The organism is Angustibacter peucedani (genome assembly GCF_054779595.1).
The window spans coordinates 1-13,914 of sequence record NZ_BAAGXY010000090.1; the positions used below are offsets into that span (position 1 = coordinate 1).

Below are 13,914 nucleotides of genomic sequence, written 5' to 3' on the forward strand. Positions count from 1 at the left end.
CGACGCCCGTGCCGGCGACGACGACCGCGGCAGCAGCGGCGGCCGCGACCCAGCGGCGTCCAGGACCTCGGCGGCGTGCGCCGGCCCCGGTCGGCAGCAGGTCGTCCGTGCGCGAGCCGGTCGCACCGGCGACGCCGGCGCGCTCGTCGGCCGCGGCGGCAGCAGCGGCCTCCTCGGCCGTCGGCTCGGGCTCCTCGCCCGGGCGGTACTGGCGGTCGAGCAGACGCGACAGCTCATCCTCCACGCGGGAGAGCACCTGCCCGGTCACGCTCGGGTCGGGCGACCAGCCGTCGGTGATCTGGGCGTCCTCGAGGGCGCGCCGGCGCGCCATGCGGGTGGTGTACCCCGCCTGGTCGATCTGGTCGAGCACCCAGTCGGGAACGTGCGCGACCGCGACGCCGGGACGGTCGGCCGCGGTCGCGGGCGGTCCGTCGAGGGCATCACGGAGGGAGCCCGCGCGATCGGGCGCGTCGCCGCGCCCCGCGGGTCCCCAGGGTCGGTCGGTGTCGCCGTCGGGGACGAGCAGGTCTGCCACGCACTATCTCTCGGCAGGTTCACCCGTCCGGTAGAGCCCATATTTTCCGATGAACTGCACGACGCCGTCCGGCACGAGGTACCAGACCGGCTCGCCCGCCCTCACGCGGTCGCGGCAGGCGGTCGACGAGATGGCCATGGCGGGTACCTGGAGCAGGCTCACGCGGTCCTCGGGGAGCCCCGCGCCGCTCAGCTCGTGCTCCGGCCGGGTCACCCCGACGAAGGTCGCGAGCTCGAACAGCTCGTCGTGGTCCTTCCACGACAGGATCTGCGCCAGGGCGTCGGCACCGGTGATGAAGAACAGGTCGGCGTCCGGGTGCAGCGCGCGCAGGTCGCGCAAGGTGTCGATCGTGTACGTCGGACCCGGCCGGTCGACGTCCACCCGGCTGACGGTGAAGCGGGGGTTGGACGCCGTCGCGATGACGGTCATGAGGTAGCGCTGCTCGGCCGGGCTGACCTCGCGGTCATCCTTCTGCCAGGGCTGGCCGGTGGGGACGAAGACCACCTCGTCCAGCCCGAACACGCTCGCGACCTCGCTGGCCGCGACCAGGTGGCCGTGGTGGATGGGGTCGAACGTGCCGCCCATCACCCCGAGCCGGCGACGTGCCCCCTGCTCGGCGTCGGCCACCGCGGGCTCAGCGGTGCTTGTTGGACGCGCCGCGGAAGGTCCAGACCAGGCCGAGCAGGGCCACGAAGCTGACGATCGCGATGACCGCGAACATCTCGGGGGCCATCGGCAGGTGCTTGCCGTGCTCCTCGGCGGTACCGGCGGCCAGGACCAGCGCCTGCGACATCGTGACTCCTCGGGGGTGCTCGGTGCTGCTGCTCGTGGTCGTGCTGGGGTGCTGCTCGTCCGCGTACAGTCTGTCAGAAGCCCCCCACGTGCTGCGAAGGAGCCGGTCATCGACGCGCCCCTGCTCTCGGTCGTCGTCCCCGTGTACGACGAGGCCGAGGTGCTCCCGCTGTTCGCCCAGCGGCTGCGACCGGCGCTCGACGCGCTCGGCGAGCCGTACGAGGTGCTCGTCGTCGACGACGGCAGCGCCGACGCGACGCCGGTGCTGCTCGAGCGGGTGCGGCGCGAGTGGCCGGCCGTGCGCGTCGTCCGGCTGCGCGCCAACAGCGGCCACCAGGCGGCGTTGTCGGCCGGGCTGGTGCGGGCCCGCGGCGAGTGGGTCGTCAGCATCGACGCCGACCTGCAGGACCCGCCCGAGACCATCGCGGCCATGCTGCAGGCCGCGCGCTCGCAGGGCGTCGACGTCGTCTACGGCGTGCGCACCGACCGCAGCAGCGACACCGCGTTCAAGCGGACGACGGCCGGCGTCTTCTACCGGCTGATGGGCCGGGCCGCGGGGCAGAGCGGTCCGGCGCAGGCCGGCGACTTCCGGCTGATGAGCCGCGCCACGGTCGACGCGGTCAACGTGCTGCCCGAGCACCACCGGGTGCTGCGGCTCGTCGTCCCGGCGCTCGGCTTCCCGAGCACCGAGGTCGGCTACCGGCGCGAGCCCCGGGCCGCCGGGCGCTCGAAGTACCCCTTCGCGCGCATGGTGCGTCTCAGCGTCGACAGCCTCACCGGGTTCTCGACCGCTCCGCTGCGCCTGGCGACGTGGTTCGGCCTGCTGGGCGGGCTGGCGGCGATCGCGCTGCTGGCCTACGCGCTGCTGGCGTTCGTCACGGGCCACACCACGCCGGGCTGGACGTCGACCTTCCTGGTCGTCGCCGCCGTCGGCGCGGTGCAGCTGCTGTGCCTGGGGATGCTCGGTGAGTACGTCGGGCGGATGTACACCCAGCTGCAGGGCCGGCCGTCGTACTTCGTGGCCTACGACTCGCTGACCGAGCCGCAGGGTCAGGGACGGCGAGCCGAGACCAGCAGCGAGACGCCGGGCAGCGAGCGCACCGGCAGGTAGCGCTCGGCGGTGATGATCGCCCGCAGGCCGTGGTTGACCACGGCGGGCAGCTCGTCCAGGTCGCTGCCGCTGCTCGAGCGGCGGCGCATCGCGACCACCGGGCGCAGCAGCACGTTCCACGAGCGCAGCGGCCCGACCGCGAACCCGCCGCGGGTCAGCAGGCTGCCGAGCGTCGCCCGGGTGTAGCGGCGGACGTGCCCCACGGCCTCGTCGTGCGCCGACCACAGCCGCGGGTCGCACGGCACGGCGACCAGGTAGTGGCCACCGGGACGCAGCACCCGGTGCACCTCGCGCACCGCCGCGTCGTCGTCGTCCAGGTGCTCGAGCACGTCGAACGCCACCACCAGGTCGAGGCTGCGGTCGGCCACGGGCAGCGCGGTCGCGTCGCCGCGCAGCGTGGCCAGGCCGCGCTCGCGCGCGACCCCCGCCCCCTCGGCGCCGTACTCGAGCGCCGTGGCGTTCCAGCCCAGGTCGCGCAGCACCCGGGTGTTGCCGCCGCCGGCCGCGCCGACGTCCAGCGCGCGGCCGGGTCGCATGCCGCGGACGTCGCGCGCCAGCAGGTGCCGCCGCTCGCGGTACCACCAGTGCGCGTCCTCCAGCTCGGCCAGCTTGCGGACCTCGGTCGCCTCCACGAGCGGTCATCCTGCCAGGACCGCGGCGATACCAAGACTTTGCCTGCCGGAAAGCCGCAAACCACCCATGTCGGACCACACTGACCGGTGCCGCCGGGACCGGCCCGGCTCGCTCCCGGAGGTCCCCCGTGCGCAGCACCCGCACCGCCGCCCGCCTGCTCGTCGCGCTCGTCGCCGCCGCCGCCGCGGTGGTGCTGGCCGGGTCGCCGGCGTTCGCCTACCCGCCGGACCCGCCCGCGGAGTCGACCGCCCGCACGCACCTGGCCGCCCTGACCGTGGCCACCGAGGGCACGCTGGACGGCTACAGCCGCGACCTGTTCCCGCACTGGATCAGCCAGGGCGGCGGGTGCGACACCCGCGAGGTGGTGCTGAAGCGCGACGGGTCCGGCGTGGCGGTCGACTCCGCGTGCCAGCCGACGGCCGGCCGCTGGTACAGCGTCTACGACGCGACCTGGGTGGAGACGTCGTCCGGGATCGACATCGACCACATCGTGCCCCTGGCCGAGGCGTGGCGCAGCGGTGCGAAGAGCTGGACGACGGCCCACCGGCAGGAGCTCGCGAACGACCTGACGCACTCGCAGCTCATCGCGGTGTCGGCGTCGAGCAACCGCAGCAAGGGCGACCAGGACCCGGCGCAGTGGAAGCCGACCAACACCTCGGTGTGGTGCGTCTACGCGCGCGAGTGGATCGACGTGAAGTACGTGTACGACATGAGCGTCGACACGGCCGAGAAGAGCGCGCTGTCGTCGATGCTCGACGCCTGCTGAGCGGCTCGCGCGCGGCCGGTCAGGGCGCTGGCACCTGGTCGGCCGCGCGGCGCAGCGCTGCGACGTCCAGCTTCTTCATCGCGAACATCGCCTGCATCGCACGACGGGCGCGCTCGGGGTCGGGGTCGGCGAAGATCTCGTCCATGCCCTCCGGCACGACCTGCCACGACAGGCCGAACTTGTCCTTGAGCCAGCCGCACTGGCTCTCCTCGCCGCCCTCGACCAGCGCGTCCCAGTAGTAGTCGACCTCGTCCTGGTCGCGGCAGCTGATCGCGAAGGACACCGCCTCGTCGAAGGTGAAGTCCGGGCCGCCGTTGATGCCGACGAAGCGCTGGCCGTCCAGCTCCCACTCGACGGTCATCACCGAGCCGGGCTCGCCCGGGCCGGCGTCGGTGTAGTGCGCGACGTTCACGACGCGCGAGTTCTTGAAGATCGTGCAGTAGAACTGCGCGGCCTCCTCGGCCTGGCCGTCGAACCACAGGTTCGGGACGATCTTCTGCAGCATGGCGGGCTCCTCTCGTCAGGTCGGCCGCGCGCGGCCCTCCCCCGGTAGACCCCGCGTCGGCCGCGGACTCATCGGTGGCTGACGAGCCGGTCACCCGACGTCCACCGCCACAATGGGGCCGTGCCGCTCACCACGCCGACCCTGACGACGGACCGACTGCGGCTGCGGCCGTTCGTCGACGACGACGCCGAGGCGCTCTTCGCGCTGCAGAGCGATCCGCGCGTGCTGCGCTACTGGGACGCGCCGCCGTGGACCGAGCGCGAGCGGGCGGCGCGGTTCATCGCCACCTGCCGGTCGATGGCGGAGGAGGGCAGCGGCGCTCGCGTGGCCGTGGACCGGTTGTCCGACAACGCGTTCATCGGCTGGTGCAGCCTGAGCCGGTGGAACCCGGACTTCTTCAGCGCCGCCATGGGCTACTGCTACACCGAGGAGTCCTGGGGTCAGGGCTTCGCCACCGAGGCGGCGGAGGCGTTGCTGCAGTGGGCTTTCGACGCCCTGCCGCTCAACCGCGTGCAGGCCGAGACCGACACGCGCAACCTCGGCTCGGCGCGGGTGCTCGAGAAGCTCGGCTTCCAGCGCGAGGGCACGCTGCGCGAGGACTGCGTCGTCGACGGCGACGTCAGCGACTCGTGGGTCTACGGCCTGCTGCGCCGCGACCGGGCCGGTCAGGCCACCGGCTGACGCAGGATGGTGCGCAGCCGCGCGGGATCGGTGCGCCGCGCGTCGTTCAGGTAGACCTCGTGGTGCCGACCGGTCATCGTCAGCCCGTGGTCCGGGATGAACTCCTCGTGCATCTGGTGCAGCACAGGGCCTTCGGCGTCGTACGGACCGACGTGCAGCGTCTGCACGCACCGCCCCTCGTCGAACGTCTCCAGCCGGACGTCGGCCAGCCGGGTCGGCGGGTCCTTGCGCCCGAGCCGGGTGACGACGTCGTCGTGCAGGTCCCGCGAGATCCACGGCGGGACCATGATCATCGCCGTCCAGCGCCAGGCCGTCTTGTCACGGGCACTGGTGAAGGCGGCCAGGTCCGGCGCCCACCACAGCCCCTCCAGCGGCATCACCGCGTGGTCGCGCCCGAGCTGCTGCTTGCTCGCGAACTTCAGCCGGTAGGCGACGGGGTACAGCGCGGCGAGGGCGTCGGCGTACTCCTGGGCGGTGTTCGGGTCGCCCGCCCCGTCGACCATCAGGTACTGCGCCGGCGCGACGTCGACCACGTCGACGCGCCCGCGCCGCGCGCGGTACGACGGCAGCTCGCGCTTCAGGTCGACCTTGTCCACGTCGCTGATCCTGCCCCAGCCCGTCGTCCGCGCGCGATCCTGCACGTTCCTGCCAAGCCGGTCCATCGCTCCTGCTCGGCGACAGGTGCGACGCCTGCGGAACATGCACGATCGCGAGCGGCCGTGCGGTGGGTCAGCTGCGGACGTGGCCGTCGCCGGTGACCACCCAGGTGGTCGTCGTCAGCTCGGCCAGCCCCATGGGCCCGCGGGCGTGCAGCTTCTGGGTCGAGATGCCGATCTCGGCGCCCAGCCCCAGCTGCCCACCGTCGGTGAACCGGGTCGACGCGTTGACCATGACGGCCGCGGCGTCGACCTCGGCGACGAAGCGCCGGCTCGCTGCGACGTCCTGCGTGACGATCGCCTCGGTGTGCCCGCTCGACCAGCGCGCGACGTGCGCGATGGCGTCGTCGATCGAGTCGACGACGCGCACGGCGAGGTCCAGCGAGAGGTACTCGCGGGCCCAGTCCTCGTCGTCGGCGGGCTGGACCTCGACCGACAGCCGCTCGCCCGCCGCGACCGTCAGGTCGTCGCCGTGCAAGGTCACGCCGGCGAGGTCCAGGGCAGGCACGGCGCCGGCCAGGAAGGACTCGGCGACGTCGCGGTGCACCAGCAACGTCTCGGCCGCGTTGCACACGCTAGGCCGGTGGGTCTTGGAGTTCAGCACGATCGCGAGCGCCTGGTCGAGATCGGCGGCGGCGTCGACGTACACGTGGCAGTTGCCCACGCCGGTCTCGACCACCGGCACGGTCGACCCCTCCACCACCGTCCGGATCAGCTCGGCGCCGCCGCGCGGGATCAGCACGTCGACCAGCCCGCGCGCGGTCATCAGGTGCTGCACGGCCTCGCGCCCGCCGCCGTCCAGCAGGGTGACGGCGTCGGCCGGCAACCCGGCGTCCTCGAGCGCGCGGCGCAGCACAGCGACGAGGGCGCGGTTGGTGCAGGAAGCGGCCGAGCCGCCGCGCAGCACCACGGCGTTGCCGCTCTTGAGCGCGAGCCCGGCCGCGTCGACGGTGACGTTGGGGCGGGCCTCGTAGACCATCGCGACGACGCCCATCGGCACCCGGGTCTGGCGCACCTCGAGGCCGTTGGCCAGGCGCTCGCCGCGCACGACCTCGCCCACCGGGTCCGGCAGCGCGGCGAGGTCGCGCAGGGCCTGCGCCACGGCGGCCACGCGGTCGTCGTCCAGGCGCAGGCGGTCGAGCAGCCCGGCGCCCAGGCCGGCGCGCTCGCCCTCGGCGTGGTGCTCGGCGTTGGCGGCGGTGACGTCGTCCGTGGCGGCGGCCAGGGCGTCGGCGTCCGCGAGCAGCAGCGCGTCCTTGGCCGCCCGGGTGAGGGGGCGGATCGCGCGCGCCGCCTCGCGGGCCCGGCGGCAGGCGTCGAGCACCTGCTCGCGCGACAGCCCGGCAGCGGTCGAGCTCGTGGCGGGGGCGGTCGTCGTCACGCCCGCCAGCCTACGCCGCGCCGCTGACCGCAGTTGATCACGTTAAGAAGGCTGCGAAGCGCTTGTCACGGGCTGCAGGCCTTGGAAAGCAGGCCTAGCCATGCACGACGTGATCAACTCCAACCGCGGACGGCGGGTCAGAGGGGGGCGACGCCGGCCACGATGAGCGGCGTCTGGGGGCGGTCGACGCCGCGCGCGTGCACGGTGTCGCGGTCGATGACCTCGACGCCGACGACGCGCCAGGCCGGCAGGCCGCAGCTGGCGCGGTGGTCGCCCCAGATGCGCAGGGCCAGCGCCGCGGCGTCGTCGACGTCCTCGGCCTCGTCCCAGTACCGCAGCTCGGCCCGGTCGTCGGCGTACCGGACGGCGAGCATGAACGGCCGCTCGTGCACCAGCTGCTCCAGCGCCGCGCGCAGGTCGGTGCCCGGCACGGGCTCACCCGCCACCGTCAGCGTGACGTGCCACAGCGGCAGATCGCCCTGCGGCACCGCCTCGATGCCGTTCCCCACCCCGGGTTCCTCCTGGCCTCGTTCAGCGCAGCAGCACCAGGTCGTCGCGGTGGACGACCTCGCGCTCGTACGCGGGTCCTAGCTCCCGCGACAGCTCATGGGTGGAACGCCCGAGCAGTCCCGGCAGCTCCATTGATGCATAGTTCACCAGCCCGCGCGCGACCGCGTGGCCGTTTTCGTCACACAGGTCGACCGGATCGCCCGCGGCGAACTCGCCGTCGACCGCGCTGACACCGGCAGGCAGCAACGACATCCGGCGCTCGACGACCGCAGCCACGGCGCCGTCGTCCAGGGTGAGCCGCCCGCGCGGGCGCGTCGCGTGCGCCAGCCACAGCAGCCGGCTGGCCCGCCGCGACCCCGTGGGCGCGAAGAAGGTGCCGACGTCGGCGCCGGCCAGCGCGTCGACGACCCGCTCGGAGCTCGTCAGCAAGGTGCCGATGCCCGCCGTCGTGGCGATCGCGGCGGCCTCGACCTTGGTGACCATGCCGCCGGTGCCGACCCGGCTGCCGGTGGAGCCCAGCGAGACCTCCGCCAGGTCGTCCGGCCCGGTCACGGTCTCGACCCGGCGCGCGCCCGGCTTGCTCGGCGCGCGGTCGTACAGCGCGTCGACGTCGGTGAGCAGCACGAGGGCGTCGGCGTGCACCAGGTGCGCCACCAGGGCGGCGAGCCGGTCGTTGTCGCCGAACCGGATCTCGTCCGTGGCCACCGTGTCGTTCTCGTTGACCACCGGGACGACGCCGAGCTGCAGCAGCCGGTAGAGCGTGCGGCGCGCGTTCGCGTAGTGGCTGCGCCGGATCACGTCCTCGGCGGTGAGCAGGACCTGCCCGACGCCCAACCCGTGCCGCGCGAACGCCGCCGTGTAGCGCGCCACGAGCAGGCCCTGGCCCACGCTCGCGGCCGCCTGCTGGGTGGCCAGGTCGCGCGGACGGCGCTCGAGCCCGAGCGGGTCGAGGCCGGCCGCGATGGCTCCCGACGACACCAGCACCAGCTCGGTGCCGGACGCCCGCCGCGCGGCCAGCGCCTCGACCAGCGCGACCACGCGGTCGTCGTCCAGGCCGCCGTCGGGTCGCGTCAGCGAGCTCGAGCCGACCTTGACCACGACGCGTCCGGCGTCGGCCAGGTCGCGTCGTCCGGCCCGGGCCGGCGTGGGGGTCACTCGTCGTCCGGGTCGGTCCACCGGCCGGCCGAGCGCTCGGCGGCCAGCTCCTCGCGGGCGGCGTCGTGGGCGGCGCGCCGGCGCTCGAGGTCCTCGCGCTTGGCCGCCCGCGTCGGCCGGACGTCGTCGAGCCCGAGCCGCAGGTCGGTGCCGCGCGGGCCGGCGAGCAGCTCGGCGCCCGCCGCCATCGTCGGCTCCCAGTCGAAGACCACCGCGTCGTCGCCCGGCCCGATGAGCACCTCGGCGCCCGGCGTGGCGCCGACCTTGAACAGCTGCTCCTCGACGCCGAGGCGCGCGAGCCGGTCGGCGAGGTAGCCGACGGCCTCCTCGTTGGTGAAGTCGGTCTGGCGCACCCAGCGGCGCGGGCGCTCGCCCAGCACGCGGAAGCGCGGTCCGTCCGGCCCGTTCTCGACCCGCACCTCGAAGCCGACGTCGTCGACGGCCTTGGGCCGCAGCACGACCCGAGGCGCGACCTCGACCACGCGCTCGGCCCGCGCCTGCTCGACCAGGGCGGCGAGCGCGAAGCCCAGCTCGCGCAGGCCCTGGTGGGTGGCGGCGCTGACGACGTGCACGGCCAGCCCCCGCTCCTCGAGCTCGGGGCGCACCAGCTCGGCCAGCTCGACGGCCTCGGGCACGTCGGCCTTGTTCAGGACGACGACGCGCGGGCGCTCGGTGAGCGGTCGCCCGCCGAGCGTCTCGTCGACGGTGTAGGCCGACAGCTCGGCCTCGATGACCTCGAGGTCGGTGAGCGGGTCGCGGCCCGGCTCGAGCGTCGCGCAGTCGACGACGTGCACCAGCACCGAGCAGCGCTCGACGTGGCGCAAGAACTCCAGGCCCAGGCCCTTGCCCTCGCTGGCGCCCGGGATCAGGCCCGGCACGTCGGCGATGGTGTAGCGGACGTCGCCGGACTGCACGACGCCGAGGTTGGGCACCAGGGTCGTGAACGGGTAGTCCGCGATCTTGGGCCGGGCCGCCGACATCGCCGCGACCAGGCTGGACTTGCCGGCGCTGGGGAAGCCGACGAGCGCGACGTCGGCGAGCGACTTCAGCTCCAGGACGACGTCCCCGGCGTCGCCGGGCTCGCCGAGCAGCGCGAAGCCCGGCGCCTTGCGCCGCTGCGAGGCCAGCGCGGCGTTGCCGAGCCCGCCCCGACCGCCGCGGGCCACGACGTGCTCGGTGCCGGCGCCGACGAGGTCGACGACGACGTTGCCCTCGGCGTCCTTGACGACGGTGCCCTCGGGGACGGCGAGCACGACGTCCTCGCCGTCGGCGCCGTTGCGGTTCGAGCCCTGGCCGGGCTTGCCGCTCGTGGCGTGCCGGTGCGGGCGGCGGTGGTACTCCAGCAGCGTCGTGGTGCTCGGATCGACGACGAGCACGACGTCGCCGCCGCGACCGCCGTTGCCGCCGTCCGGGCCGCCGAGCGGCTTGAACTTCTCGCGGTGCACCGAGGCGCACCCGTGCCCGCCGTCACCGCCGGCGACGTGCAGCACGACGTGGTCGACGAACGTCGTCATCGGTGCCTCCGGTCGCGGGGTCAGGTGGGTGGACACGGCGCGAGGGGGTGGGCCGATCGGCCCACCCCCTCGCGAGGAGCTCTACGTGCGTCGGAGCGCGTGCGGGCCGGTCAGGCCGGGGGCAGCACGCTCACGGTGCGACGACCGCGCTTGGTGCCGAAGGTGACCGCACCCTCGACCAGCGCGAACAGGGTGTCGTCGCCGCCCCGGCCGACGCCGTCGCCCGGGTGGAAGTGCGTGCCGCGCTGGCGGACGATGATCTCGCCCGCGCCGACGACCTGGCCGCCGTAGCGCTTGACGCCGAGGCGCTGCGAGTTGCTGTCGCGGCCGTTGCGCGTCGAGGACGCGCCCTTCTTGTGTGCCATGGGAGTGCCTGCCTTGAGTGGTAGCTGGGTGAGCCCGGGGCTCAGGCCTCGATGCCGGTGACCTTCACGCGGGTCAGCTTCTGACGGTGACCCTGGCGCTTGCGGTAACCGGTCTTGTTCTTGTACTTCATGATCGTGATCTTCGGGCCCTTCTCGGGCGCGACGAACTCGGCCGTGACCTTGACCTTGGCGAGCTTCTTGGCGTCGCTCGTCACCGTCTCGCCGTCGACGAGGAGCAGCGGGGCCAGCTCGAGGGTGTCACCAGCCTTGCCCTCGACCTTGTCGATGACCAGGACGTCGCCGACGGACACCTTCTCCTGACGGCCGCCAGCGCGGACGATCGCGTACACGTGAAGCTCACTTCTCTCGTCGTTCGGAGGACCGGGCACGGCAGACCGGCGTGGTCTGGACCGCGCTGGGACGCACTCGGGGAGGCGCGCGCGGAGCGCACCGACTGCTCAGGGTACCGCAGGGGCACCGGGCCGGGTCAAACCGGCCGGCAGGCCGCGCCCGGTGCTGCGTGGCACCATCCTCGCATGCCCGCCAGACCGGCGTTCGTGCTGCACGAGCACCACCGGCCGCAGCACCACTTCGACCTGCGGCTGGAGCAGGACGGCGTGCTGCGGTCGTGGGCGCTGCCGCGCGGGCTGCCGGACTCCCCCGCCCGCAACCGGCTGGCCGTCGCGGTGCCCGACCACGACCTGGACCACCTGACCTACGAGGACGCCGAGAAGTCCGTCGCCGACACCGGCTGGTGGGACGAGATCGACCGCACCGAGCGGCGGTTCGTGTTCGAGCTGCACGGGCGCGACGACGTCCGCCGCTACGCCCTGATCGACACCGGCAAGGACTGGCTGCTGCACCTCACCAAGGACCAGCCCGCCTGACGCGGGTCCGCATCACCGCAGCCGTCATCGCGGCGGACCGGTCGTGATCACGACGTTCCGGCTGCGATGACGGCTGCGCTGACGGGTCAGCTGGTGGCGGACGGCGGTCCGGCCGGTGCCGACGCGCGGCGTCGACGACGAGGGGCTTTGGCCGGGGCGGCCTCGGGCTCCGCGTCGGCGTCCGCCGGCGGCACCTCGGCGCCCGCAGGCTCGGGGGCCGGCTCGGGCTCGGCAGCCGGCTCGGGCTGCTCGGGCTGCTGAGCGGCGACCGCGTCCTGCTCGGCGACGGCCGACTCCTCGCCCACGGGCGGGACGTCGTCCGGGGTCGTCCCGGCGTGCTCGTCGTCGTGGTGGTGCGCCAGCGAGGCCACGAAGTCGGCCGGGATCGGCTTGCGCTCGGGCGCCGGTGCGGCCTCGTGCTCCGGGGTCGAGGGCCCCGAGCCCGACCCGCGGCGTCCGCGGCCACCGCGCGAGCGGCCACCGCCCTCGGACGTGCCGGAGTCGCCCTTGCCGCCGTCGTTCTTGGCCGAGCCGCCGTCGCCGCCCTTGGCCTGGCCGCCGCCGTTGCCGCCACCGCCGTTGCCCTTGGACTGCACCGGCTCGGCGTGCACGATGATCCCGCGGCCGTGGCAGTGCTCGCACGGCTCGCTGAAGACCTCGAGCAGGCCCTGGCCCACGCGCTTGCGGGTCATCTGCACCAGACCCAGCGAGGTGACCTCGGCGACCTGGTGCTTGGTGCGGTCGCGGCCCAGGCACTCCAGCAGGCGCCGCAGCACCAGGTCGCGGTTGCCCTCGAGCACCATGTCGATGAAGTCGACGACGATGATGCCGCCGATGTCGCGCAGCCGGAGCTGGCGGACGATCTCCTCCGCGGCCTCGAGGTTGTTGCGGGTGACCGTCTCCTCGAGGTTGCCGCCCGAGCCGGTGAACTTGCCGGTGTTGACGTCGACGACGGTCATGGCCTCGGTGCGGTCGATGACCAGCGAGCCGCCGCTGGGCAGCCAGACCTTGCGGTCCATCGCCTTGGCCAGCTGCTCGTCGACCCGGTGCGCCGCGAAGACGTCGTCCTCCGACGTCCAGCGCGAGACGCGCTCGGCCAGGTCGGGGGCGACCGACGCGACGTAGGGCTGGACGACGTCCCACGCGCTCGTGCCGCTGACGACGAGCTTGGCGAAGTCCTCGTTGAACACGTCGCGGATGACGCGCACGGTCAGGTCGGGCTCGCCGTGCAGCAGCTTGGGCGCCGACCCGCCGGACGACGACGTCGACTTCTTCTCGATGTCGGCCCACTGCGAGGTCAGCCGCTCGACGTCGCGCTGCAGCTCGGTCTCGCTGGCGCCCTCGGCCGCGGTGCGCACGATGACGCCGGCCTGCTCGGGGACGACGGCCTTGAGGATCTTCTTCAGGCGCGAGCGCTCGGTGTCGGGCAGCTTGCGGCTGATGCCGGTCATCGAGCCGTTCGGCACGTAGACCAGGTAGCGGCCGGGCAGCGAGATCTGGCTGGTGAGCCGGGCGCCCTTGTGGCCCATCGGGTCCTTCGTGACCTGCACGAGCACCTGGTCGCCGGACTTCAGCGCGGCCTCGATCCGGCGCGGACCACCCTCGAGCCCGGCGGCGTCCCAGTTCACCTCGCCGGCGTAGAGCACGGCGTTGCGGCCCTTGCCGATGTCGATGAACGCGGCCTCCATGCTGGGCAGCACGTTCTGCACCCGGCCGAGGTAGACGTTGCCGATCATCGAGGCGTTGGTCTCGTTGGCCACGTAGTGCTCGACCAGGACGTCGTCCTCGAGCACCGCGATCTGGGTGCGGCCCTCGCGCTCGCGCACGATCATCGTGCGCTCGACGCTCTCGCGGCGGGCCAGGAACTCGGACTCGGTGATGATCGGCTTGCGGCGGCCGGCCTCGCGGCCGTCGCGGCGGCGCTGCTTCTTGGCCTCGAGCCGGGTCGAGCCCTTGACCGAGGCGACCTCGTCGTCGGCGCGGCGCGGCTGGCGCACCTTGGTGACGGTGCCGGGCGGGTCGTCGGTGCCGGAGTCGTCGCCGGAGCCGGCGCGGCGGCGACGACGACGACGACGGCGGCTGGACGACGAGCCTTCCTCGTCGCCGTGGTCGGCGTCGGCGTCCTTGACGCCGTCGCCGGACTCCTCGGCCGAGCTGTCGTCGGCGGACGGCGTCTCGTCGTCCTTCGCGTCGTCCTGCTGCTGCTCGTCGGTCTCGCCCTTGCCCCGGCGGCCGCGGCCACCGCGACGACGGCGCTTGCGGCCGGTGCCCTCGCCGCCCTCGCCGGTGTCGCCGGTGTCAGGGGCGTCGGTGCTCTCGGGCTCGTCCGGCGTCGCGTCGGCGCTCGCGGCGGCCTCGTCGGCCGGGACGTCGTCGTGGTGGGTCGGCGGGCCGGCCGGCGCCTGGGCGCGACGACGGCGGCG

At 74.0% G+C, this 13,914-nt stretch carries 16 protein-coding genes and 1 pseudogene; 4 read left to right on the forward strand and 13 right to left on the reverse strand.

What is annotated here, in order from left to right:
• The 3 genes and pseudogenes from ACYVJ4_RS15320 to ACYVJ4_RS15330 form a co-directional block, all read right to left on the reverse strand.
• Positions 1-535 (reverse strand): annotated as a pseudogene (locus tag ACYVJ4_RS15320) (hypothetical protein); the annotation flags it as partial.
• Between the two features lie 3 nt (positions 536-538).
• On the reverse strand, positions 539-1,162 hold the full coding sequence (gene nadD / locus ACYVJ4_RS15325; protein ID WP_460461008.1) for a nicotinate-nucleotide adenylyltransferase: 624 nt from the start codon (positions 1,160-1,162) through the stop codon (positions 539-541).
• A 7-nt stretch (positions 1,163-1,169) separates the two neighbouring features.
• Positions 1,170-1,328, reverse strand: a complete 159-nt coding sequence (locus ACYVJ4_RS15330) for a hypothetical protein (protein ID WP_460461009.1) — start codon at positions 1,326-1,328, stop codon at positions 1,170-1,172.
• Between the two features lie 108 nt (positions 1,329-1,436).
• Between ACYVJ4_RS15330 and ACYVJ4_RS15335 the strand changes: the two genes are divergently transcribed.
• Positions 1,437-2,438, forward strand: coding sequence for a glycosyltransferase family 2 protein (locus tag ACYVJ4_RS15335; RefSeq protein ID WP_460461021.1), 1,002 nt, complete (start codon positions 1,437-1,439; stop codon positions 2,436-2,438).
• Here ACYVJ4_RS15335 and ACYVJ4_RS15340 read toward each other — a convergent pair.
• Positions 2,378-3,070 (reverse strand): class I SAM-dependent methyltransferase, encoded by a 693-nt coding sequence (locus tag ACYVJ4_RS15340; protein WP_460461010.1) that lies wholly within the window; start codon positions 3,068-3,070, stop codon positions 2,378-2,380. The two genes, ACYVJ4_RS15335 and ACYVJ4_RS15340, sit on opposite strands and share 61 nt — an antisense overlap.
• A gap of 128 nt (positions 3,071-3,198) precedes the next feature.
• Between ACYVJ4_RS15340 and ACYVJ4_RS15345 the strand changes: the two genes are divergently transcribed.
• Positions 3,199-3,837, forward strand: coding sequence for an HNH endonuclease family protein (locus tag ACYVJ4_RS15345; RefSeq protein ID WP_460461011.1), 639 nt, complete (start codon positions 3,199-3,201; stop codon positions 3,835-3,837).
• A 19-nt stretch (positions 3,838-3,856) separates the two neighbouring features.
• On the opposite strand, the gene ACYVJ4_RS15350 is transcribed toward ACYVJ4_RS15345, so the two are convergent.
• Positions 3,857-4,339 carry a VOC family protein gene (locus ACYVJ4_RS15350; protein ID WP_460461022.1) on the reverse strand — a complete coding sequence of 161 codons (483 nt, stop codon included), beginning with the start codon at positions 4,337-4,339 and terminating at the stop codon, positions 3,857-3,859.
• Between the two features lie 123 nt (positions 4,340-4,462).
• Here ACYVJ4_RS15350 and ACYVJ4_RS15355 point away from each other — a divergent pair, with 123 nt between their 5' ends.
• The gene (locus tag ACYVJ4_RS15355) at positions 4,463-5,023 is read left to right on the forward strand and encodes a GNAT family N-acetyltransferase (protein WP_460461012.1); all 561 of its coding nucleotides are present in this window, start codon (positions 4,463-4,465) and stop codon (positions 5,021-5,023) included.
• On the opposite strand, the gene ACYVJ4_RS15360 is transcribed toward ACYVJ4_RS15355, so the two are convergent.
• From ACYVJ4_RS15360 to rplU, 7 genes are all read right to left on the reverse strand, one after another.
• Positions 5,008-5,628: a GyrI-like domain-containing protein gene (locus ACYVJ4_RS15360; protein ID WP_460461023.1), complete on the reverse strand. Its 621-nt coding sequence runs from the start codon at positions 5,626-5,628 to the stop codon at positions 5,008-5,010. The two genes, ACYVJ4_RS15355 and ACYVJ4_RS15360, sit on opposite strands and share 16 nt — an antisense overlap.
• Before the next feature lie 124 nt (positions 5,629-5,752).
• The gene (locus tag ACYVJ4_RS15365) at positions 5,753-7,060 is read right to left on the reverse strand and encodes a glutamate-5-semialdehyde dehydrogenase (RefSeq protein WP_460461013.1); all 1,308 of its coding nucleotides are present in this window, start codon (positions 7,058-7,060) and stop codon (positions 5,753-5,755) included.
• 137 nt (positions 7,061-7,197) lie between these two features.
• Positions 7,198-7,569 carry a hypothetical protein gene (locus ACYVJ4_RS15370; protein ID WP_460461014.1) on the reverse strand — a complete coding sequence of 124 codons (372 nt, stop codon included), beginning with the start codon at positions 7,567-7,569 and terminating at the stop codon, positions 7,198-7,200.
• A 22-nt stretch (positions 7,570-7,591) separates the two neighbouring features.
• The gene (gene proB, locus ACYVJ4_RS15375) at positions 7,592-8,725 is read right to left on the reverse strand and encodes a glutamate 5-kinase (protein ID WP_460461015.1); all 1,134 of its coding nucleotides are present in this window, start codon (positions 8,723-8,725) and stop codon (positions 7,592-7,594) included.
• The gene (obgE, locus tag ACYVJ4_RS15380; protein ID WP_460461016.1) at positions 8,722-10,239 is read right to left on the reverse strand and encodes a GTPase ObgE; all 1,518 of its coding nucleotides are present in this window, start codon (positions 10,237-10,239) and stop codon (positions 8,722-8,724) included. The genes proB and obgE overlap by 4 nt, the downstream gene beginning before the upstream one ends.
• Positions 10,240-10,349: 110 nt before the next feature.
• On the reverse strand, positions 10,350-10,604 hold the full coding sequence (gene rpmA, locus ACYVJ4_RS15385) for a 50S ribosomal protein L27 (RefSeq protein ID WP_460461017.1): 255 nt from the start codon (positions 10,602-10,604) through the stop codon (positions 10,350-10,352).
• Between the two features lie 41 nt (positions 10,605-10,645).
• Complete coding sequence (gene rplU / locus ACYVJ4_RS15390) at positions 10,646-10,954, reverse strand: 50S ribosomal protein L21 (protein WP_460461018.1); 309 nt, start codon at positions 10,952-10,954, stop codon at positions 10,646-10,648.
• Between the two features lie 186 nt (positions 10,955-11,140).
• Here rplU and ACYVJ4_RS15395 point away from each other — a divergent pair, with 186 nt between their 5' ends.
• On the forward strand, positions 11,141-11,491 hold the full coding sequence (locus ACYVJ4_RS15395) for a DNA polymerase ligase N-terminal domain-containing protein (RefSeq protein WP_460461019.1): 351 nt from the start codon (positions 11,141-11,143) through the stop codon (positions 11,489-11,491).
• Between the two features lie 86 nt (positions 11,492-11,577).
• Here the strand turns inward: ACYVJ4_RS15395 and ACYVJ4_RS15400 are convergent.
• The coding region (locus tag ACYVJ4_RS15400; RefSeq protein WP_460461020.1) for an Rne/Rng family ribonuclease at positions 11,578-13,914 on the reverse strand (2,337 nt) is incomplete at its 5' end.

Excerpts from the sequence above, each read along its gene's own strand:
- ACYVJ4_RS15330 (WP_460461009.1), bottom strand. The coding sequence starts at position 1,328 with ATGTCGCAGGCGCTGGTCCTGGCCGCCGGTACCGCCGAGGAGCACGGC.
- obgE (WP_460461016.1), bottom strand. The coding sequence starts at position 10,239 with ATGACGACGTTCGTCGACCACGTCGTGCTGCACGTCGCCGGCGGTGAC.
- rpmA (WP_460461017.1), bottom strand. The coding sequence starts at position 10,604 with ATGGCACACAAGAAGGGCGCGTCCTCGACGCGCAACGGCCGCGACAGC.
- ACYVJ4_RS15395 (WP_460461019.1), top strand. The coding sequence starts at position 11,141 with ATGCCCGCCAGACCGGCGTTCGTGCTGCACGAGCACCACCGGCCGCAG.